Raw genomic sequence first — 18,827 nt, forward strand, 5'->3', positions numbered from 1 at the left:
GAATCGGGAATAAGTTCCCCCCGAATGCAGCGCGAATCGCACCCACCCCTCAGAATGGCATTTGCTGGAATGATCACCATGGCGGTTGTCATGGGGATCGGCCGCTTTGTCTATACGCCCATCCTGCCCGGCATGATGGAAGGGCTTGGCATATCCGCTTCGGATGCCGGCCTCATCGCTTCGGCGAACTATCTTGGCTATCTGATCGGTGCGATCCTTGCCGCCGGTGGATGGGCGCAGGGCCGGGAGCGGGCAATTGTGCTGGCCGGATTGGCCGCCAGCGCCATCCTTGCCGCCTGGATGGGCTTCACGGAGAGCGTTGCAGCCTTCCTGGCGATACGCTTTCTCGCCGGCATTGTCAGCGCGCTCGTCATGATTTGCGTCTCGACCATCGTGCTCGCGCGCCTGGTCTTGGCGGGCCGCAGCGATCTGCAAGCCGTCCATTTCGGCGGCGTCGGTCTCGGCATTGCGATTTCCGGGCTCATGACGGGGACGCTCTTTCTTGCCCATGCGCAGTGGCAGGCCGGATGGATCTGGTCCGGCGTGATTTCCGCCGCGGGTTTCCTCCTCGTCCTTGTCATGGTGGACCGAGCCCCGCGCGCCGCCGGGGCGGCCTTGCCGGAGCCGAACCTGCCGAAGGATCGCGCGCTCTATCAGATCATCTTCGCCTATGGCCTGTTCGGCTTCGGCTATATTGTAACGGCGACCTTCCTGGTGGCCATCGTCCGTCAGGCAGGGGCAGGGCAACTCTTCGAATCTACCGTATGGGTGGTCACAGGCCTTGCCATCCTCCCTTCCGTCTGGTTCTGGGGGACAGTGGCCAAGCGCATCGGCGCGATGGCTACCCTCGCGCTCGGCTGTTTCGTGGAGGCGATGGGCGTCGTCGCCAGTGTGACAATGGGCGGTCATGCCGGTCCCTTGATCGGAGGGGCGCTTCTCGGCGGCACCTTCATGGCCGTCACCGCGCTCGGCCTGCAGGCGGCGCGCGCCTTGGCGCCGGCAGCGCCGCGGCGGGCATATGCGCTTATGACCGCGTCATTCGGAACAGGGCAGATACTCGGACCCATGGCCGCCGGCTATCTGGCCGACTGGACGGGCAGCTTCCTGATGCCTTCCGTGATGGCCGCAATCGCGCTCGTATTTTCTGCCATCGTCGCATGGCAGGCGGGACGGGGACATCCGATGCGGTAGTGACGCCGTTGCGCTTGTCGGCAAGCGCCGGCGCCAATAAGAATGGCGGTCGGTGCGGTCCCGCCGCGCTGCAGAACAACACTCCAGAGGATCAGCCTGTGTTCGTATCTTTCTTTCCGCGGCCGACGCTGTTTTTTACGTCAGCCTGCATCTGGACCCTCGTGGCGGTGCTTTTCTGGTATTTCGGCGGCGAGGAACTCGGGGCCTTGTTCGGCATGCCCCCGCTGCCGGCCGGCACCCAGCCCATCATCGGTGTCTCCATCTTCTGGTCGCCGCAATTCCTCTGGTTCTACATCTACTACACGCTGGTCGTGCTGATCTTCGCCGGTTTCTGGTTCTGGTTCAGCCCGCACCGCTGGCAGATGTGGTCGATCCTCGGCACTGCGCTTATCATCTTCGCCACCTATTTCTCCGTGCAGGTCAGCGTGGCGGTGAATGCCTGGTACGGACCTTATTATGACCTGATCCAGCAGGCGCTGGCCAAGACCGAGCCCGTGACGGTTGGGCAGCTTTACGCCGGCATGGTCACTTTTGCCGGCATCGCCTTCCTAGCGGTGACGGTCGGCGTGCTCAACCTGTTCTTCATAAGCCACTGGATCTTCCGCTGGCGCACCGCCATGAACGAATATTACATGGCCCACTGGGACAAGCTGCGTCATATCGAAGGCGCGGCCCAGCGCGTGCAGGAAGACACTATGCGCTTTTCCACCACCATGGAGGGACTGGGCGTCAATCTTGTCCGCGCGGTGATGACGCTGATCGCCTTCCTGCCGGTGCTGTTCGCGCTTTCGGCCAATGTCACCGAACTGCCTTTTGTCGGTGAAGTGCCTTATGCGCTCGTGGTCGCGGCCATAGTCTGGTCGCTCTTCGGTACGGTGTTCCTTGCGCTTGTGGGCATCAAGCTGCCCGGACTCGAATTCCGCAATCAGCGCGTCGAAGCGGCCTATCGTAAGGAACTCGTCTACGGTGAGGACGATCCCTCGCGCGCTGACCCGCTGACGGTTGCCGAACTGTTCGCGAATGTCAGGAAGAACTATTTCCGGCTCTATTTCCACTACATGTATTTCAATATCGCACGCATTTTCTATCTGCAGGCCGACAACATTTTCGGCTTGTTCGTGCTGGCGCCGTCCATCGCGGCCGGGCGGCTGACCCTCGGCGTCATGACGCAGGTCCTGAACGTCTTCGAACAGGTGCGGGTGTCGTTCCAGTATCTCGTCACCTCATGGACGACGGTCGTCGAGCTTCTGTCGATCTACAAGCGCCTGCGGGCCTTTGAGGCGGCGATCGAGGGCGAACCTCTGCCGGAAATCGACCAGCAGTTCCTCGAAGGCAGCACTGCAGTGGAGGACGCTTGAGGATTTAGAGGTTCCCGGCATTGCCGGCGGCGGGAGGCGTTTCTTCTATATATTGCCGGTAGGAGACGCAGCGCACCTCGCCCCGGACGCAGACTTCCCTGGCGAAGCGTTCGAGCGCACGCCAATAGGCTCCGTCATTCATCAGCGTGAAGTGAAAGCCGATCTGGAGCGGCAGTCGCTTTCCGGAAAACTGCCTGTCAAAGGCCGCATGAAAGGCTGCATAGGCGCGCTCCTCGAATTCAGCCGAGCGCTCCGGCTTTTCCTTGGCGCCGGAATGACGGGCAAAGAAATTGTAGTCCATGGCGATCACGGGACGCCCCTTCGCGCCTTCGGGAATGAGGGGCAGCGAAAAGCGCATCACGCCTCCTTTCGCTGCCGGCATGACCGGTCCTTGTGAAACCGAGCCGGCCTCATAAACGAATCCCCTTTCCGCCAGCGCTTCGTAGAGCCCTGGCCCGGCCGACAGATAAGGTACACGAAATCCCTGGATTTCCTTGGCGGCGAACTGGCGCCAGCCTTTCGGCTCGAAGGGAATGTCATTGATCGTCCAGGCGTCGCGCAGAATGCGGTCGAACTGGTCGAACTCCTGCAACCACATTGCCTTGGACCAATCCTTGCCGTCGAAATGACCGCAGGCATGGCTGGCGATCTCGTGTCCCTCCAGCCGGGCAGCCCAGATCTGGCGCAGACGTTCCGCCACGTCTTCACGCGAATAACCGCTGCCGACATTCGTCCTGCCCGGCTTCATGCCGGGGCCGCGGTAAAGGTGGCGGGTTTCGGGCGACAGGAGATAGACGCAGGAGAGGAAATAAGTGAAGTCCGCGCCGGTCTGGCGCGCGAGCGCCCGGCTGCGTTCCCACTGGCTGTTATGCAGCGCGCCGTCAAAGGAGATGATGACATATTGGGGAGACAAGGCCCGGTCGCTCGCCAGGGCCGATGTCCAGGAAAGGCAAAAGGTCAACAGCAATATCGCGGCGCGCGAGAAAGCGGACATCCGAACGTCGATCTGAAATGAGAAGTCCCCAGCGAACAGGTCTGGCTAGGCTGCAATTATGGCGAGCATGGGATCGCCGCCGCCGTGAGATGCGGGGATGGTTAACATCCAATGCCGCCTTCGTTCCCGCGGACAGATAATGGATATAGGCCCGCCATTTGCGCATGCCCCCTTCCATGCGTGGGAAATTTCGTTAAAAGGCTGGCTCAACTCAGAACCGGAGCGATGCCGCCCCGGCAGGAACGGTTTTATTGATGTCCGACGACGGTTTCATTCGCGAGGTCAACGAGGAGATTCGCCAGGATCAGATGAAGGCGCTGTGGTGGCGCTATGGTCCGGCTGCGATCGTCATCGCCGTCCTCGCCGTTCTGGGAACTGCCGTCTATGTCGGCTACGATTACTGGCAGCAGACGCGCGCCAACCGGTCCGGTGATGCCTTTTCCCAGGCGCTCGAACTCGCCAATCAGGGACGCAGCGACGAGGCCCTTGCCGCACTGGAGGAACTGCAAAAGACCGGCCACGGAGCGTACCCGCTGCTCGCCCGCATGCGCGCGGCGACCGTGCTCGCCGACAAGGGAGATTATGAGGGCGCTGTAACGGCGTTCGACGAGGTGGCGAACGACCGCTCCGTGCCCGAGGCGATCCGCGACGTCGCCCGTATGCGCGCCGGTCTTATCCTGGTCGATCACGGTTCCTATGAGGATGTTTCCTCCCGGGTCGAGGAGCTTGCCGTCGATACCAATCCGATGCGCCATACCGCCCGCGAGGCGCTCGGCCTTGCCGCCTGGAAGGCGGGGCGGCTCAAGGACGCAATGAACCTTTTCGAGCAGATCGAGAACGACGCCGAAGCGCCGGCCAATGCTCGTCAGCGCGCCGGGACAATGACCGAGCTGATCGCCGGCTCCACATCCTCTTCGTGAGGAAGGATGAGCTTCAAGGTCGCCATCATCGGCAGGCCGAATGTCGGCAAGTCGACGCTTTTCAACCGGCTGGCCGGGCGCAGGCTGGCGCTTGTCGATGACACGCCGGGTGTGACGCGCGACAGGCGCGTTCATGCGGCGCGCCTGCAGGATTTGCGCTTCGAAGTCATCGACACGGCCGGTCTCGAGGATGCCGGTGCCTCGACGCTCGAAGGGCGAATGCGGGCGCAGACCGAACTGGCGATAGACGAGGCCGATGTCACCCTCTTCCTTATCGATGCCAAGGCAGGCCTCATGCCTGATGACAAGACCTTTGCCTCCCTGCTCCGGCGCCGGGGAAAGCCGGTCATCCTGGTCGCCAACAAGTCCGAGGCGCGTGGGGCCGAGGCGGGCCTGCTCGATGCCTGGGAGCTCGGCATGGGTGAGCCGGTGGCGATTTCGGCCGAACACGGGCTCGGCATGGGCGAGTTGCGCGATGCCATCATCGCCGCACTCGGAGAGGAAAAGGCGCTCCGCCGCGAACCGGAGACGGAGTTCCCGACCGCCGACACCATTCTCGTGGGCGACGACATCGATCCCGATGCCGAAGAGCCCGCCTACGATCCGACCAGGCCTCTGCGCATCGCCGTGGTTGGACGGCCCAATGCCGGCAAGTCGACGCTCATCAATACGCTGATCGGCGAGGAGCGCCTGCTGACCGGGCCGGAAGCCGGCATCACGCGCGATTCCATTTCCGTCGACTGGGAGTGGAACGGCCGCCGGATCAAGCTCTTCGATACGGCAGGCATGCGGCGCAAGTCGCGTGTGCAGGAGAAACTGGAAAAACTCTCCGTCGCCGATGGCCTGCGCGCCGTGCGCTTCGCCGAGGTCGTCATCATCCTTCTCGACGCGACGATCCCGTTCGAGAAGCAGGATCTGCAGATCGCTGATCTCATCATCCGCGAGGGCAGGGCGCCGGTCATCGCTTTCAACAAATGGGACCTGATCGAAAGCCCGCAGGAGATGCTTGCCGAACTGCGTGAGAAGACCGAACGCCTCCTGCCGCAGGTGCGCGGTGTGCAGGCGGTGCCGATTTCGGCCGAGACAGGCCGCGGTCTCGACAAGCTGATGGCGGCGATCCTGCGCACCCATCAGGTATGGAACACTCGCATTTCCACCGGCAGGCTCAACCGCTGGCTGGAAGGCGCGGTGGCGCAGCACCCGCCGCCGGCCGTGGCCGGCAGGCGGCTGAAGGTGAAATACATGACACAGGTAAAGACGAGGCCACCTGGCTTCGTGCTTTCCTGTTCCCGGCCGGAAGCCATGCCGCAATCCTATGTCCGGTATCTCGTCAACGGGCTGCGTGATTCCTTCGACATTGCCGGGGTGCCGATCCGCATGGCCCTGCGCACGTCCGAAAATCCCTATGCGGGACGCGCCCGCAAACGCCGATCCTCGACCTGACATTCTGTCGCAGACGAAAGGCCATTTTTCGGCCGTCGTTAACCGCTGATCAAGGTTAACAACCTACCTTCTTCGGAAACGGGTTGAGTTTGCGTTCGGAGAGGGTTGGGTGCATCTTCCACGTCTAGAGCCGCTGTTTCTATATGTAGAGCGGCTGGCTCCTCACTTTGTCCGCTTGCGGGCGACGATCGACCGGAATCGGGCTTTTATCGCTCCTCTGGCCGTCGGGCTTTGCCTGTCGGTGGCCTCGCCTACCGCCACGGCCTATCAGGACATGCGCAGCATGATATCCGGCCTGGAGACCGGATCGGACCGCTGGACGACCTTTGTCGAGCGCTCGGTCGCCGGTTCCGTGCATCAGGCCGAAATGCCCTTCATCGACAAGAGCATCCGCACGGGCGCGGTTTCCGGCGCGGGCGTCGAACTGCCCGGCATCGGCTCCGTCGCCTTTCGCGCCAAAGGGGGCTTCCGCGGCACGACGCCCGACGAAGTGCGGATAAACCGCGCCGAAAAGCAGGGCCGCGTTGCCAATACCGTTCCCGTCGCGCCGCCGAAATTCTTCAATGCCGGCTCGATCTTCGAGCAGAAAGCCTCTCTCCTTGGATCGTCGTCGGAATATGTGATGGCTTTCGTCAAGCCCGAGATCAAAGGGAAGGAGGTCCAGATCGCCTCGACCTTCTTCGTCAAGGAGACAGATAAGGCCGCGTCCAATTTGCCGCCGATGGTGGCTGAACTGGTCAACAACGACAAGGCCGACATATTGGCGACGGCCTTCGCACCGGCAGAGCCGAATTATGCGAAGGAATCGCCCTTCGCCAGCATCCTGAAGGACGAGAACGACGGCAGATTCATTCCGCCGGTGATGGACGACGACCATCCATGGGCAAAGACTCCATTGCCGCCGAGCGTCTTTTCCGAGCGCGAGCAGCAGTGCCTGGCCGCAGGCGTCTATTTCGAGGCGCGCGGCGAATCGGTGAAAGGGCAGGCTGCCGTCGCCCAGGTCATCCTGAACCGTGTGCGCAATCCCGCCTATCCGAGCACCATCTGCGGCGTCGTCTACCAGAACGACAAATGGCGCAACCGCTGCCAGTTCTCCTTTGCCTGCGACGGCATTCGCGACAGAGTGAAGAGCCCGTCCCACTACCGGATCGCGGAAGAGGTGGCGCTGGCCGTCACGGCGGGCAAGATCTGGCTTCCCGAGGTCGGGACCTCGACCCACTATCACGCCACCTATGTGCAGCCGCGCTGGGCCGGCGCGATGGAGAAGATGAAGAAGATCGGGCGTCACATCTTCTATCGCACCCATGGCGGCGGCTGGAACTAGCGGGCTGGCGGCGGGATTCCGCGGCGGATTCGCAACACTATTCCATCCCGCCGTCGCGCGCGCATTGTCGCACATGGTCAAGTTGTTGTTTTCATTGTATTAATCTGATGGTTTGCGGACCTTCGGCGTGGCTTGACTGGCGCGGGGCCGGTCTCTATGTTGCGCGCGACTTTGAAGCGGACAGCCGCTGACCGGCTTGCCGGGCATGGAGGTTGCGGTGGCCAACGGGGACCAGCCGAACGATCTGGATCGTCGGCGTCGCGAACTTGAGGCCGCGCTTGCATCTCGAAGGCCCAAAGAGCCGGAAGGGGGCGGAGACTCGAAGTCCGACGGCGTCGGAGGATTCGGCAATGCGCTGAGGCTTTCCAGCGAGTTCATTGCCGGGATTGTCGTCGGTGCGGGTCTTGGCTGGTTCATCGACAGGATGGCCGGTACGTCGCCCTGGGGCTTGATTGTTTTCCTGCTCCTGGGTTTCGCGGCCGGAGTATTGAATGTTCTGCGTTCGGCCGGGCTGGTCGCGGATTTCGGATCCAGGGCGCCCAAGCGGGCCCCGGATGCCGGTGATGAGAACTAGTTTGCGCTATGCGCGTTTGAGGATGAGGGGTACACGGTGGCAAACGATCCGATCCACCAGTTCCAGATTTCCAAATTGATCCCGATCGAGATCGGCGGCCTCGATTTCTCTTTCACCAATTCGGCAGCCTTCATGGTCGCGACCGTTGCGGCTTCGGGCGCCTTCCTGTTCCTGACGACCTCCAGCCGCGGCCTGGTGCCGGGGCGTTTGCAGTCCATCTCAGAGATGCTTTATGAATTCGTGGCATCGATGCTGCGCGACGCGGCAGGCTCCCACGGCATGAAGTTCTTCCCCTTCGTCTTCTCTCTCTTCATGTTCGTGCTGGTCGGCAATCTGCTTGGCTTGTTCCCCTATTTCTTCACGATCACCAGCCACATCATCGTCACCTTCGCGCTGGCGCTGCTCGTCATCGGCACCGTGATCGTTTACGGCTTCTGGAAGCACGGCCTCGGTTTCCTGAAACTGTTCGTGCCGAGCGGCGTGCCGGCGGTGCTTGTCCCGCTCGTGGTTCTGATAGAAGTCGTTTCGTTCCTTTCCCGCCCGGTCAGCCTCTCGGTTCGTCTTTTCGCCAACATGCTGGCCGGTCATATCACGCTCAAGGTTTTCGCCGGTTTCGTGACATCGCTCAGCGCCTTCGGCGTGGCCGGCATGGCCGGAGCGGTTCTTCCCTTCGTCATGGTGGTCGCGATCACCGGCCTCGAAATTCTGGTGGCCTTCCTGCAGGCCTATGTCTTTGCGGTTCTGACTTGCATGTACCTCAACGACGCCTTGCATCCCGGCCACTAGAGAACCCGCCACACCCCAATCTGGAATTCTCGATTCACAAGGAGTTCAAAAATGGAAGTAGAAGCAGCTAAGGCAATCGGCGCTGGTATCGCCTGTCTCGGCATGGGCGGCGCCGGTATTGGCCTCGGCCATATCTTCGGCAACTATCTTGCCGGCGCCCTGCGTAATCCGTCTGCCGCCGACGGCCAGTTCGGCCGCCTGATCTTCGGCTTCGCCGTGACCGAAGCTCTGGGCATCTTCTCCCTGCTGGTCGCGCTTCTCCTGCTCTTCACGTAAGAATCGGCAGGCATGCGTAAGAGCCGGCTGCGAGCCTTTTCGCGGCCGGCCTGTCATAACGGGAAAAGCACATGTTTGTGGCACCGGCATTCGCGCAATCGGCAGACGAGGGCGCTGCGGGCGAGACCCATACGGAAACGGGCGTGGAACACGGAAGCGGCCATGAGGCCGGTTTCCCGCCATTCGATTCCAGCACCTTTCCATCCCAGCTCCTCTGGCTGGCGATCACCTTCGGCCTTTTCTATCTCTTCCTGAAACGGGTCGCGCTCCCGCGCATCGGCAATATCCTGGAGGTCCGCCGCGATCGCATCGCGCAGGATCTCGATCAGGCCGCCCGCATGAAGGACGAGGCCGACGCTGCCGTGGCGGCCTATGAGCAGGAGCTTGCCGAAGCACGCAAGAAGGCCAATGTGATCGGCCAGGAAGCGCGTGATCAGGCGAAGGCCGAAGCCGAGGCCGAACGCCGGAAGGTCGAAGCCCGGCTTGATGAGCAGCTTAGCGAAGCCGACGAGCGCATCGCCACGATCAAGTCGACGGCGATGAAGGATGTCGGGGCGATCGCCGAGGAAACGGCCGCTCTCATCGTCCAGGAACTCATCGGCTCCAAGGCCGACAAGAGCGCGGTTGCCGCCGCGGTCAAGGCTGTGAGGCAGTAAGATGGCATTGGACGCTACATTCTGGGCCACGATCGGTCTCATCGTCTTCGTGGCGATCCTCATCTATATGAAGGTGCCGGGAATGCTGTCGCGCGCGCTCGACCAGCGTGCCGAGCGCATCCGCAACGAGCTCGATGAGGCGCGCCGGCTTCGTGAGGACGCCCAGCAGCTTCTCGCCGAATATCAGCGCAAGCGCCAGGAGGCCGAGAAGGAAGCGGAGGACATCGTCAACGCCGCCCGCCGCGAAGCGGAGCTGATCGCCCAGGAGGCAAGGGAGCGGACAGAAGATTATGTCGCCCGTCGCACCGCTCTGGCCGAGCAGAAGATTGCCCAGGCCGAGCGCGATGCGGTGAGCGAAGTGCGCTCCAGCGCCGTCGACATCGCCATCGAGGCGGCCCGCCGTCTCCTGACGGAAAAGGTGGACGTCAAGACCACCCATGATCTGTTCAAATCGTCGGTCCAGCAGGTCAAGTCGAAGCTCAACTGAAGTTCTGCACAGAGACATCGAACGCCGTCGGGGAGACCCGGCGGCGTTTTTGTTTGTCCAGTATGATGAAAGGCTGCCTGCCTTGGGATTTCTTTCACCATCACTGGGTGGCATTTCGATGACCACGAAGGTCAGCGGAGGTCCCGATCGAATCAGGATGACACCGGGGGTGCTTTTACGCGCAACTCACAATCGGAACGGTGCGAAGGTCATCCGATGGAGGCGGGTGATCGGGCCATGTTCCACAATGGCGCTGCGATGCCGCTCGGTGGCGTAGCCCACATGGGTTTCGAAACCGTAGTGCGGATTGACTGTGGCGCTGCGCATCATCATGCGGTCGCGGGTCACCTTGGCGACTATGGAAGCGGCGGCAATCGACTGGGAACGCTGGTCCCCCTTCACCACCGCGCGCGCGGCGCAGGGCAGGCCGGGAGGGATGTCGCGCCCGTCGGCCAGCGCAAAGGCGGGCTGCACGCAAAGCCCGCGCAGCGCCCGCCGCATGGCCTCAAGGCTTGCCCTGAGGATGTCCGACCTGTCGATGGAAGAGGCCGAAACCGACGCAACCGAGACGGCTACGGCCGTATTGAAGATCGCGGAATACAGCATCTCGCGCGTCTCGGGCGGCATCCGCTTGGAATCATCGAGGCCGTCAGGAATGCGCTCCGGATCGAGTATGACCGCGGCGGCCACGACGGGGCCGGCAAGCGGCCCGCGGCCCGCCTCGTCCAACCCTGCGACCGGCGCCAGACCGTCACGGATGACAGCCCTCTCGAGGGTGAAATCCGGCCGCACCGGAATATCGAAAAGAAGTGGAGAATCGGTCTGCGTGCGAGCCATGATGCGGCGATGCTCGCATCGCGACCGATTCTCCGCAAGTCCTTCCCGACGTCATGGGTTTACGTCAGGGAAGTCTCCGTCGGCATCGCAGGGGACGGGCGGCCGAACGGAATTCCTTGGCTATCCGCCATCGGGAAGCGGACATGCCTTTGTCACAGAAGCACGAGTTGCTCTCCGCCTCCGGACGGGGCTTTGAAGAGATCATTGCGCAGCTTGCGTCTTTCGGTATTGAAGCCGATCCGCCGCGCTGCGATCTCGAAGCGGCGGCCGATCTGCCAGGCATAGGGGCCGGTGCCCTTCATGCGCTTGCCCCATTCCGAATCATAATCCTTGCCGCCGCGCATCGACCGCACCAGCGTCATGACGTGGCGGTAGCGGTCCGGAAAATGCCGCAGTAGCCAGTCCTTGAAGATCGGGCTGACCTCCAGCGGCAGGCGCAGGATGATGTAGCCTGCCTCGCGCGCGCCGGCCGCATAGGCCGATTCCAGGATGCGTTCGATCTCATGGTCCGTCAGCCCGGGAATGACGGGGCCGATCATGACCGAGACCGAAACGCCGGCATCGCTCAACGCTCGCATGGCTTCCAGCCGCCTCGGCGGTGTGGCCGCGCGCGGCTCCATGGTCCGCGCCACCTTGCGGTCGAGCGTCGTCACCGAAAGCGCGACCTTGGCGAGACCCTGCTCGGCCATGCGCGAGAGAATGTCGATATCGCGCATCACCAGGGCCGATTTGGTGACGATCCCGACCGGATGCCTGTATTTTTCGAGCACTTCCAGGATCTCGCGCATGATGCGATATTGCCGCTCGATTGGCTGATACGGGTCCGTATTGGTGCCGATGGCTATGGTCTGCGGCTGATAGCCGTCCTTCGACAGTTCACGTTCCAGAAGAGCGGCCGCATCCGGCTTGGCGAACAGCTTCGATTCGAAGTCGAGGCCCGGCGAAAGGCCCATATAGGCATGGGTCGGGCGCGCGAAGCAGTAGACACAGCCGTGTTCGCAGCCGCGATAGGGATTGATGGAGCGGTCGAAGGAAATGTCGGGAGATTCGTTGCGCGTTATGATCCGGCGCGGCTTCTCGACCTGAACCTCGGTCTTGAAGGGCGGCAGTTCCTCCAGCGAGTTCCAGCCGTCGTCGAAGATGTGCCTTGAAACCGGCTCGAAGCGGCCCGAAGGATTGATTCCGGCCGCGCGGCCCCTGCGCCGGTCGAAACCGATGCGAATGCCGCTTTCCTCTATGACTGCATTGGCCATCGTCGCGCCTCCGCCTTTGAAGGCGGCAACGTCTGCGCGGCTGATCTGTTCCATGTTCCGGTCTCCATAAGCCGGGTTCAGCGTGAGGCGAATCGCGCCTCAAGATGAATCTATTCCTATCCATCAAATGAGAACAAATCAAGAACTTTTGCACCTGCCACAGGTGCTGCATCGCACAACTGGCGCTCGGCTCCGCTTTCGTTTATTGGCTAACCAAATGCTCAGTGTCCTGATAGAGACTTGCAACCATGAGGAGGAGCTGGCGAGGACATTGGCCTCGCTCGTGGGCGGCGCCGTTGAGGGCGTCGTGCGCGAGGTAATCGTCTGCGACACCGGTTCCACCGACAATACGCATCTGGTCGCCGAACATGCCGGCTGCCGCTATGTCGCCGAGGGCGGGATCGGCACGGCCTTGCGCCAGGCAAAGGGTGAATGGCTTGCGCTGCTGGAGCCTGGCGCCCGGCTCTGCGACGGCTGGATGGACGGCGTGCTTGACCATGTGGCGCGCTCGACCGCGCCGGCATGCTTCACGCGCTCGAAGCAGGGCAGGGCAAAATTCCTGGTACGTGTCTTTTCCGCCAAGCGACCCTTGGCTGACGGACTCCTGATAACGAAGCGGCAAGCGGCAGCGCTGGTACAGAAGGCCAGGCACGCCGACGACATCGCCCGCGGACTGGCCATGAAGCGGCTGGACGGGGAAATTTTCGTTGCCGGCCGGCCGGCGGCCACTTCTCAGCGGAAGTGAAGAGAGGCGCAGGAGGAGCCGAGCCATGCTTCTTGCCATTGAGCAGGGCAATACCAACAGCCTTTTCGCCATCCATGACGGCGAGCGATGGGTCGCGCAATGGCGCACCGCGACGGAAGCGAACCGCACCGCCGACGAATATGCGGTCTGGCTTGCGCAACTCCTCAATATGGCCGGCCTGCAGCTCAAGATGCTCGATTCCTGCATCATCTCCAGCGTCGTCCCGCAATCGATCTTCAATCTCCGCAATCTCGCCCGCCGCTATCTGAATGCCGAGCCGCTGGTGATTGGCGAGAATGCGGAGCTTGGCATCCCCATACGCACCGCCAAGCCATCGGAGGTCGGCTCCGACCGCATCGTCAATGCGCTTGGCGCGCATATCGCCTATCCCGGCCCGCTTATCGTGGTCGATAGCGGCACGGCAACGACGCTCGACGTGGTCGCCGCGGACGGAGGCTTCGAGGGCGGGGCGATCGCTCCCGGTATCCATCTTTCGGTCGAAGCCCTGCATGCCGCCGCCGCCAAGCTTCCCCGCGTGGCGCTCAGAAAGCCCGAGCGCGTCGTCGGCAACGACACCGTCAGCGCCATGCAATCGGGCGTCTTCTGGGGCTATATCTGCCTCATCGAGGGCATGATCGCGCGCATCAAGGAGGAACGTAAGGAGGAGATGACGGTGATCGCCACCGGAGGCGTGGCCTCGCTCTTCTATGACGCCACCACGGTGATCGACCATTTCGACCCGGATGTCACGATCCGTGGACTTCTGGAGATCCATCGGCGCAATACGGGTCTGGGTTAGAGCCGCTGCGGTTTTGTGCGCGGCAAGATCTTGGCTGCAAACGCTTCCCCGTCCGTCATCCTCGACCTCGAAGCTAAGCGAAGAGTGTTGGAATATGGGATTTCAGCCCGGTTTGCCCGCTCCGCGCTTCAGATGCTCGTCCAGCCGGGGCATGATCTCGACGAAATTGCACGGCATGTGCCGGTAGTCGAACTGATCCTTCAGGATCAGGTCCCATCCGTCGCGGCAGGCGCCGGGCGAGCCAGGCAAGACAAAGACGAAGGTCTGCTGAATCAGCCCGGCGGTCGCCCGCGACTGTATGGTGGAGGTGCCGATCTTGTCATAGGAGATGCGGTGGAAGACTTCCGAAAAGCCGTCCATGCGCTTTTCGAACAAGGGCTCCAGCGCCTCCGGGGTGACGTCGCGCCCGGTGAAGCCGGTGCCGCCCGTGGTGATCACCGCGTCGATGGCGGTGTCGGCGCACCATTGCAAGACGATGGCACGGATCGCCTCGATATCGTCGGGCACGATCTGGCGGTCCGCAACCTTATGACCCGCTTCGCTGATCCGGTCGCAAAGCAGCAGGCCTGACTTGTCGTCGGCGAGGCTGCGCGTGTCGGAAACCGTCAGGACGGCAAAGCCGACCGGGATGAAGGGGCGCCCTGCACCTTTATCGGCCATCATTTCCCTCCACGGGCGCAATTCTCGTTGCGGAAACGAACCATGCCGGGGCTGCGTCCGAGATTGCCGCAGCGGCGCGCTCGGCTTCGCCTTTCGACCGGAATATGCCGAAGCAGGTGGCGCCGGAGCCGGACATGCGGGCGAGGATGGCGCCATTGTCGCGCAAGGCCTGCAGCGCATCGGCTATTTCCGGGGCCAGCGACATTGCCGGCTCCTCCAGATCGTTGCGCGTGGCGCTCAGCCAGTCGATGACGGCATCCGCGTCGCCGTCAGCCGATATGACGGGCATGGTCTGGTTGTTGGCCCTGGAAAGCGCCTGGAAGACATGCGCCGTCGCCAGTGGTACGCCCGGATTGACCAGAACGACGAAAAGGGCGGGGAAACGCTTCAGCGGCTCGATCTTTTCGCCGATTCCGCGCGCCAGAAGGGGGCGCGCCGCGAGGCACATGGGCACGTCGGCGCCAAGCTGCAAACCGAGCCGCGCCAGTTCGGCATCCTCCGCCTCAAGCTTCCAGAGCCGCGCCAGCATGCGCATTGTGGTGGCCGCGTCGCTCGATCCGCCGCCGATGCCCGAGGCGACCGGCAGATTCTTTTCCAGCCGCAGCGCCACCGGCTGCGTTGCAGCGGCGCCGAAACGCTCGCGCAGGAGATCGCGTGCTCTGATAATGAGGTTGGCTTCGCCTATTGGAACCTGTGCCGCGTAGCGGCCGGCGACGGTGATGTCGTCGGCCTCGGCCGGTTCGGCGCTCAGATGGTCGCCGTCTTCAGCGAAGACGGCCAGGCTCTCGATCAGGTGATAGCCGTCGCTGCGCCTGCCGACGATGTGCAGCGCCAAATTGATCTTCGCCGGAGCGATGAAGGTAAGGGGCCCGGTCATATAACAGGTCATGAGAATGGCCGCTGGACCGCGGTCAGTCCTTGGCAAGACGGTATTCGCCCGTCTCCGGGTCCAGTACCAGAGTGCCTTGCGTTCCGGTCGCCGCTTCCCGCTCGGCGCGGCGCACGCGGGCGGTGACGCGCTTTGCCTCGCGCATCATGGAGCGGTAGCCCAGATAGCCGGCGACACCGACAATGGCGAAAAAGATCAATTGAGGCATGATCCGGTCCCTCCTCCCAAGCCCTGAATGTCGATTGGCCTCAGGTGAAGACCCATGCTATTCGCCTTGCCGCCTTATTCATAGTGCTTCGTTTCCAACATTTGCATCCCATTAATATCAGTCGCGAAGGCAAATATCAGAATAAAAACCGCCATCAACTTTATGATTTTATTGTGATTTTTGAATTTGGAATTCGATTTCCAGGCTAACATCGAACTGGTATCGAATGTCAATTCATTCCAATAATCCGTATCGCTGCCAGAGCGCATGTTCCTCGGCGGCATCGATGATGCCGGCGGCGGCAGCGGCGGCGATTTCCGGTCCGATCTCCACACGGCCGCCCAGCAAGGCAAGGCGTCGCCCTAGCAATCCCCGCTGCGGGGCGATGAGCTGGAGCCGCGTCTTGGGGCCGTAGCGCTCCTTCAGATAAGAGCGCATGTCGCCGATCGCGTCGACCAGCCCCAGCTCCTTTCCGCGCAAACCGGTCCAGAAAAGGCCGGTGAAAAGGTCCGGATGGTCGGAGAGCTTGGCGCCGCGACGCTCCTTGACGAGATTGATGAAGGTCTCGTGCACGTCGAGCTGGATCGCTTTCAGCCGCTCGACATCCTCCTTCTTCTCCGGCCGGAAGGGGTCTAGCGTGACCTTGTTTTGCCCCGCGGTATGGACGCGGCGTTCGATGCCGACCTTCTTGATCAGCTCCTGAAAACCGAAGGAGGCCGACACCACGCCGATCGAGCCGACAATGGAGGAGGGATCGGCGATGATCTCGTCGCCGGAGAGTGCGATCATGTAGCCGCCGGAAGCGGCGATATCCTCGACAAAGACCAGGACTGTCTTGTTCTTCTCCGTCGCCAGGTCGCGGATGCGCCGGTAGATCAGGCGCGACTGCACCGGCGACCCGCCGGGAGAATTGATGGAAATGGCGATGGCCGGTGCATCCTTGAAGGAGAACGCCTTCTCGATCAGCCCGGCCGTCGAGGAGAGCGAAAGATGCTGCCTGAACTGGCTTGCTCCGGCCATGATCGCGCCATGCAGGCGGATGACCGGAATGGTGACGCCTTCGGGGCGGAAGCGCTTGGGAAGCAGGCGGCTCAGGCTAGGTCTCACGGAAGGATGCTCCAGAATTGGGTCGAGATGCATGTAGGCATTTCTGCCGTTTGCGCAATGTCGGAAAGCTTCAATCCCCGAATAGCGAAGCGCGGCCGTTATTGATGTCGTCGGCGCGCGCCGTGAAGCTGTCCCCCTTTCCATGCAGGAAGAGGGGAGGGCGGACAGACAGGCCGCCGCGCGCCCCGGCGCGGGCGCGCACCACGATCCGGATCGCCGCCGCATCCTCGCGCGGATGGACCGGCAGGATCTCCGCATTGCCGAAGCGGCCGGCCATGGCCATCAGAATGGCATGAAGCGAGCCGGGCCGTGCGATCAGCGCGAGGCCCCCGCGCGGCTTCACGATTGCGGTTGCCGTCCTGATCCAGCGTTCGAACAGATCGTCATCCATGACATGGGCGAGCCGCTTCAGTGCATCAGGCGTGGCGCGGTCGACACCGGCATTGAAGGGCGGGTTCATGATGGCGAAATCGAAGGAGCGGTCTTCCAGCCCTGCGGCGTTCCTTTCCTTGCCCGCAAGCGTGACATCGGCCTCCAGAATGTCGATCCTGTTCCTCAGATCCTCGTTCTGTTCGAGCGCAAGGCTCCGTCTGGCAAATTCCAGCATTTCCGGCGAACGGTCGACAAGGGTGACGCTCGAGGCGCGACAGCGAGCGACAACGGCAAAACCTGCCGCACCCGCGCCGGAACCGAGATCGGCCAGCCTGCCTGAAAAGGAGCCGGGCACCGCGGCGGCCAGCATCATCGCATCAACGCCGGCCCGATGGCCCCGGCGCGCCGGCTGTACCAGCCAGAAGGCGCCGCGATGGAAGGCGTCGAGCGTTACCTCTTCCTCTGTCATCGCCTCATTCATTTTCGGCCGTTTCCCCGCCGATTCCTGCATCCCGCAGAAGCCTGCGCGCTTCCGCCTCGTCGGCCGGATCGATCATGACGCGGCGCGGCAGGATGCCGAGCGAACCTTCCATGATGCTCATATTCTGGTCGGCGACGAAAAACCCGATTTCGGCATCGCGCAGCAGGCTTTCGATGAACGAAATGAGGACGGGATCGTTGGTTCTGACGAGTTCTATCATGTGCGCGACGTTTGCAGGTTGAAACAAGGTTGTAAACGCCGATGAATCCGTGCAGTGGAAGATGCCGCGCCAATTCGTCGCTTGCCGACCGGAAGGGCGCAGCCCTAGAATTCGGTAAGGGAAGATATCGGCTTCCCGTAACGGAGCGTGAGTTTTGGGCGTAGTACTCAATCTGGAAGGCGGGAAACGCGAGACGGCCTCCATCAAGCGGCTCATGGAACTGACCGCGCCCGACATGGCGCGCGTCAACGAGCTGATCCTGTCCAAGGCGGGCTCGGACGTGGAGCTCATCCCGCAGATCGCCAGGCACCTGATTTCTTCAGGCGGCAAGCGTCTTCGCCCGATGGTGACGCTCGCTGCCGCCCAGATGTTCGGCTATTCCGGTGACGGGCACGTGAAGCTGGCCACCAGCGTCGAGTTCATGCATACGGCGACGCTCTTGCATGACGATGTGGTGGACGAAAGCAACATGCGGCGCGGCCGCGAGACCGCGCGCACCGTTTGGGGCAACCAGGCGAGCGTGCTTGTCGGCGATTTCCTGCTCGGTCAGGCCTTCCGGATGATGGTGGATGTAGGCTCGCTCGAGGCGCTGGACATCCTTTCCTCCGCCGCTTCCGTCATTGCTGAGGGCGAGGTGATGCAGCTCGGTGTGTCGAAGAATCTCGACACGACGGAGGACGAATACCTGACCGTGATCAAGGCGAAAACTGCCGCCCTCTTTTCGGCCGCTGCCGAAGTCGGCCCGGTGATCGCTGAAGCCTCGCGCAATGATCGCGCCGCACTTCGCTCTTATGGCACGAATCTCGGGCTTGCCTTTCAGCTTGTTGACGATGCGCTCGATTATGGCGGCACCACCAGCGAACTTGGGAAGAATGTCGGCGACGACTTCCGCGAGGGCAAGGTGACTCTTCCCGTCATCCTGAGCTATCGCCGCGGTTCGGCCGAGGAACGCGATTTCTGGAAGCGCGCCATCGAGAATGCGGAAACGGACGATGCCGCTCTCGAAAAGGCGATCGGCCTGATGGCCCGCCATGGCGCGATCGGTGACACGATAGGCCGCGCAAGGCATTTCGGCGAGATCGCCCGCGATGCCCTGGCGCCGCTCAAGGACACGCCGCAGAAGACGGCGCTGCTCGACGTCATCGACTTCTGCATCAGCCGGGTGACCTGAGACGCTTCGACTCTATCCGAAGTGACGGATTGAAGCCTAACCGCAAAAAGGCCATGCTCTTCGGCTTGAAGGGATT

Annotated in this window: 22 protein-coding genes; 13 read left to right on the forward strand and 9 right to left on the reverse strand. The window is 62.4% G+C overall.

What is annotated here, in order from left to right; all coding sequences use genetic code 11:
- Window positions 1-78 precede the first annotated feature (78 nt).
- Together L598_RS20020 and sbmA are read left to right on the forward strand one after the other, a co-directional pair.
- Complete coding sequence (locus L598_RS20020; RefSeq protein ID WP_246658855.1) at window positions 79-1,191, forward strand: YbfB/YjiJ family MFS transporter; 1,113 nt, start codon at window positions 79-81, stop codon at window positions 1,189-1,191.
- Between the two features lie 98 nt (window positions 1,192-1,289).
- Entirely contained in the window at window positions 1,290-2,549 is a 1,260-nt protein-coding gene (gene sbmA, locus L598_RS20025; RefSeq protein ID WP_144865541.1) for a peptide antibiotic transporter SbmA, read from the forward strand.
- Between the two features lie 4 nt (window positions 2,550-2,553).
- On the opposite strand, the gene L598_RS20030 is transcribed toward sbmA, so the two are convergent.
- Entirely contained in the window at window positions 2,554-3,543 is a 990-nt protein-coding gene (locus L598_RS20030) for a polysaccharide deacetylase (protein ID WP_144865543.1), read from the reverse strand.
- A gap of 254 nt (window positions 3,544-3,797) precedes the next feature.
- On the opposite strand from L598_RS20030, the gene L598_RS20035 reads away from it, so the two are divergent.
- From L598_RS20035 to L598_RS20070, 8 genes are all read left to right on the forward strand, one after another.
- Window positions 3,798-4,463 carry a tetratricopeptide repeat protein gene (locus L598_RS20035; protein ID WP_144865546.1) on the forward strand — a complete coding sequence of 222 codons (666 nt, stop codon included), beginning with the start codon at window positions 3,798-3,800 and terminating at the stop codon, window positions 4,461-4,463.
- Between the two features lie 6 nt (window positions 4,464-4,469).
- Window positions 4,470-5,906: a ribosome biogenesis GTPase Der gene (gene der, locus L598_RS20040; RefSeq protein WP_144865548.1), complete on the forward strand. Its 1,437-nt coding sequence runs from the start codon at window positions 4,470-4,472 to the stop codon at window positions 5,904-5,906.
- Window positions 5,907-6,114: 208 nt separating this feature from the next.
- Window positions 6,115-7,230, forward strand: coding sequence for a cell wall hydrolase (locus tag L598_RS20045; RefSeq protein WP_246658860.1), 1,116 nt, complete (start codon window positions 6,115-6,117; stop codon window positions 7,228-7,230).
- 205 nt (window positions 7,231-7,435) lie between these two features.
- On the forward strand, window positions 7,436-7,804 hold the full coding sequence (locus L598_RS20050) for an AtpZ/AtpI family protein (RefSeq protein WP_144865550.1): 369 nt from the start codon (window positions 7,436-7,438) through the stop codon (window positions 7,802-7,804).
- Between the two features lie 36 nt (window positions 7,805-7,840).
- Entirely contained in the window at window positions 7,841-8,590 is a 750-nt protein-coding gene (locus L598_RS20055) for a F0F1 ATP synthase subunit A (protein WP_144865552.1), read from the forward strand.
- Window positions 8,591-8,641: 51 nt separating this feature from the next.
- Window positions 8,642-8,866 (forward strand): F0F1 ATP synthase subunit C, encoded by a 225-nt coding sequence (locus L598_RS20060; RefSeq protein ID WP_008595464.1) that lies wholly within the window; start codon window positions 8,642-8,644, stop codon window positions 8,864-8,866.
- 71 nt (window positions 8,867-8,937) lie between these two features.
- Window positions 8,938-9,522 (forward strand): F0F1 ATP synthase subunit B, encoded by a 585-nt coding sequence (locus L598_RS20065; RefSeq protein ID WP_144865554.1) that lies wholly within the window; start codon window positions 8,938-8,940, stop codon window positions 9,520-9,522.
- A gap of 1 nt (window position 9,523) precedes the next feature.
- A complete protein-coding gene (locus L598_RS20070; RefSeq protein ID WP_186445127.1) occupies window positions 9,524-10,009 on the forward strand; it encodes a F0F1 ATP synthase subunit B in 486 nt (161 codons plus the stop codon).
- Between the two features lie 186 nt (window positions 10,010-10,195).
- Here the strand turns inward: L598_RS20070 and L598_RS20075 are convergent, their stop codons facing one another.
- Both L598_RS20075 and L598_RS20080 read right to left on the reverse strand, forming a co-directional pair.
- A complete protein-coding gene (locus tag L598_RS20075) occupies window positions 10,196-10,846 on the reverse strand; it encodes a ribonuclease HII (protein ID WP_144865556.1) in 651 nt (216 codons plus the stop codon).
- Window positions 10,847-10,998: 152 nt separating this feature from the next.
- A complete protein-coding gene (locus L598_RS20080; protein WP_144865558.1) occupies window positions 10,999-12,153 on the reverse strand; it encodes a PA0069 family radical SAM protein in 1,155 nt (384 codons plus the stop codon).
- Between the two features lie 163 nt (window positions 12,154-12,316).
- On the opposite strand from L598_RS20080, the gene L598_RS20085 reads away from it, so the two are divergent.
- Both L598_RS20085 and L598_RS20090 read left to right on the forward strand, forming a co-directional pair.
- A complete protein-coding gene (locus tag L598_RS20085; protein WP_144865560.1) occupies window positions 12,317-12,844 on the forward strand; it encodes a glycosyltransferase in 528 nt (175 codons plus the stop codon).
- Window positions 12,845-12,869: 25 nt separating this feature from the next.
- The gene (locus L598_RS20090; RefSeq protein WP_144865562.1) at window positions 12,870-13,643 is read left to right on the forward strand and encodes a type III pantothenate kinase; all 774 of its coding nucleotides are present in this window, start codon (window positions 12,870-12,872) and stop codon (window positions 13,641-13,643) included.
- 102 nt (window positions 13,644-13,745) lie between these two features.
- Here the strand turns inward: L598_RS20090 and moaB are convergent, their stop codons facing one another.
- The 6 genes from moaB to L598_RS20120 form a co-directional block, all read right to left on the reverse strand.
- Complete coding sequence (gene moaB, locus L598_RS20095) at window positions 13,746-14,303, reverse strand: molybdenum cofactor biosynthesis protein B (RefSeq protein ID WP_144865564.1); 558 nt, start codon at window positions 14,301-14,303, stop codon at window positions 13,746-13,748.
- Entirely contained in the window at window positions 14,293-15,180 is an 888-nt protein-coding gene (locus L598_RS20100) for a 4-(cytidine 5'-diphospho)-2-C-methyl-D-erythritol kinase (RefSeq protein ID WP_186445128.1), read from the reverse strand. Before L598_RS20100 ends, moaB begins: the two co-directional genes overlap by 11 nt.
- Before the next feature lie 34 nt (window positions 15,181-15,214).
- Window positions 15,215-15,400 (reverse strand): hypothetical protein, encoded by a 186-nt coding sequence (locus tag L598_RS20105; protein ID WP_144865568.1) that lies wholly within the window; start codon window positions 15,398-15,400, stop codon window positions 15,215-15,217.
- A 234-nt stretch (window positions 15,401-15,634) separates the two neighbouring features.
- Window positions 15,635-16,507, reverse strand: a complete 873-nt coding sequence (locus L598_RS20110; protein WP_144865570.1) for a S49 family peptidase — start codon at window positions 16,505-16,507, stop codon at window positions 15,635-15,637.
- Window positions 16,508-16,577: 70 nt separating this feature from the next.
- Entirely contained in the window at window positions 16,578-17,360 is a 783-nt protein-coding gene (locus L598_RS20115) for a methyltransferase (RefSeq protein WP_144865572.1), read from the reverse strand.
- Window positions 17,353-17,580 (reverse strand): DUF2007 domain-containing protein, encoded by a 228-nt coding sequence (locus L598_RS20120; RefSeq protein ID WP_144865573.1) that lies wholly within the window; start codon window positions 17,578-17,580, stop codon window positions 17,353-17,355. Before L598_RS20120 ends, L598_RS20115 begins: the two co-directional genes overlap by 8 nt.
- Before the next feature lie 154 nt (window positions 17,581-17,734).
- Between L598_RS20120 and L598_RS20125 the strand changes: the two genes are divergently transcribed.
- The gene (locus tag L598_RS20125) at window positions 17,735-18,751 is read left to right on the forward strand and encodes a polyprenyl synthetase family protein (protein WP_144865575.1); all 1,017 of its coding nucleotides are present in this window, start codon (window positions 17,735-17,737) and stop codon (window positions 18,749-18,751) included.
- The last annotated feature ends 76 nt before the right edge of the window (window positions 18,752-18,827 follow it).

The organism is Mesorhizobium sp. J18, assembly GCF_007829525.1.
GTDB lineage: Bacteria > Pseudomonadota > Alphaproteobacteria > Rhizobiales > Rhizobiaceae > VLJP01.

Coding starts and splice junctions, on each gene's coding strand:
- L598_RS20020 (WP_246658855.1), top strand. CDS start 79: ATGGCGGTTGTCATGGGGATCGGCCGCTTTGTCTATACGCCCATCCTG.
- L598_RS20030 (WP_144865543.1), bottom strand. CDS start 3,543: ATGTCCGCTTTCTCGCGCGCCGCGATATTGCTGTTGACCTTTTGCCTT.
- L598_RS20035 (WP_144865546.1), top strand. CDS start 3,798: ATGTCCGACGACGGTTTCATTCGCGAGGTCAACGAGGAGATTCGCCAG.
- der (WP_144865548.1), top strand. CDS start 4,470: ATGAGCTTCAAGGTCGCCATCATCGGCAGGCCGAATGTCGGCAAGTCG.
- L598_RS20050 (WP_144865550.1), top strand. CDS start 7,436: ATGGAGGTTGCGGTGGCCAACGGGGACCAGCCGAACGATCTGGATCGT.
- L598_RS20060 (WP_008595464.1), top strand. CDS start 8,642: ATGGAAGTAGAAGCAGCTAAGGCAATCGGCGCTGGTATCGCCTGTCTC.
- L598_RS20065 (WP_144865554.1), top strand. CDS start 8,938: ATGTTTGTGGCACCGGCATTCGCGCAATCGGCAGACGAGGGCGCTGCG.
- L598_RS20070 (WP_186445127.1), top strand. CDS start 9,524: ATGGCATTGGACGCTACATTCTGGGCCACGATCGGTCTCATCGTCTTC.
- L598_RS20075 (WP_144865556.1), bottom strand. CDS start 10,846: ATGGCTCGCACGCAGACCGATTCTCCACTTCTTTTCGATATTCCGGTG.
- L598_RS20080 (WP_144865558.1), bottom strand. CDS start 12,153: ATGGAACAGATCAGCCGCGCAGACGTTGCCGCCTTCAAAGGCGGAGGC.
- L598_RS20085 (WP_144865560.1), top strand. CDS start 12,317: ATGCTCAGTGTCCTGATAGAGACTTGCAACCATGAGGAGGAGCTGGCG.
- L598_RS20090 (WP_144865562.1), top strand. CDS start 12,870: ATGCTTCTTGCCATTGAGCAGGGCAATACCAACAGCCTTTTCGCCATC.
- moaB (WP_144865564.1), bottom strand. CDS start 14,303: ATGGCCGATAAAGGTGCAGGGCGCCCCTTCATCCCGGTCGGCTTTGCC.
- L598_RS20100 (WP_186445128.1), bottom strand. CDS start 15,180: ATGACCGGGCCCCTTACCTTCATCGCTCCGGCGAAGATCAATTTGGCG.
- L598_RS20105 (WP_144865568.1), bottom strand. CDS start 15,400: ATGCCTCAATTGATCTTTTTCGCCATTGTCGGTGTCGCCGGCTATCTG.
- L598_RS20115 (WP_144865572.1), bottom strand. CDS start 17,360: ATGAATGAGGCGATGACAGAGGAAGAGGTAACGCTCGACGCCTTCCAT.
- L598_RS20120 (WP_144865573.1), bottom strand. CDS start 17,580: ATGATAGAACTCGTCAGAACCAACGATCCCGTCCTCATTTCGTTCATC.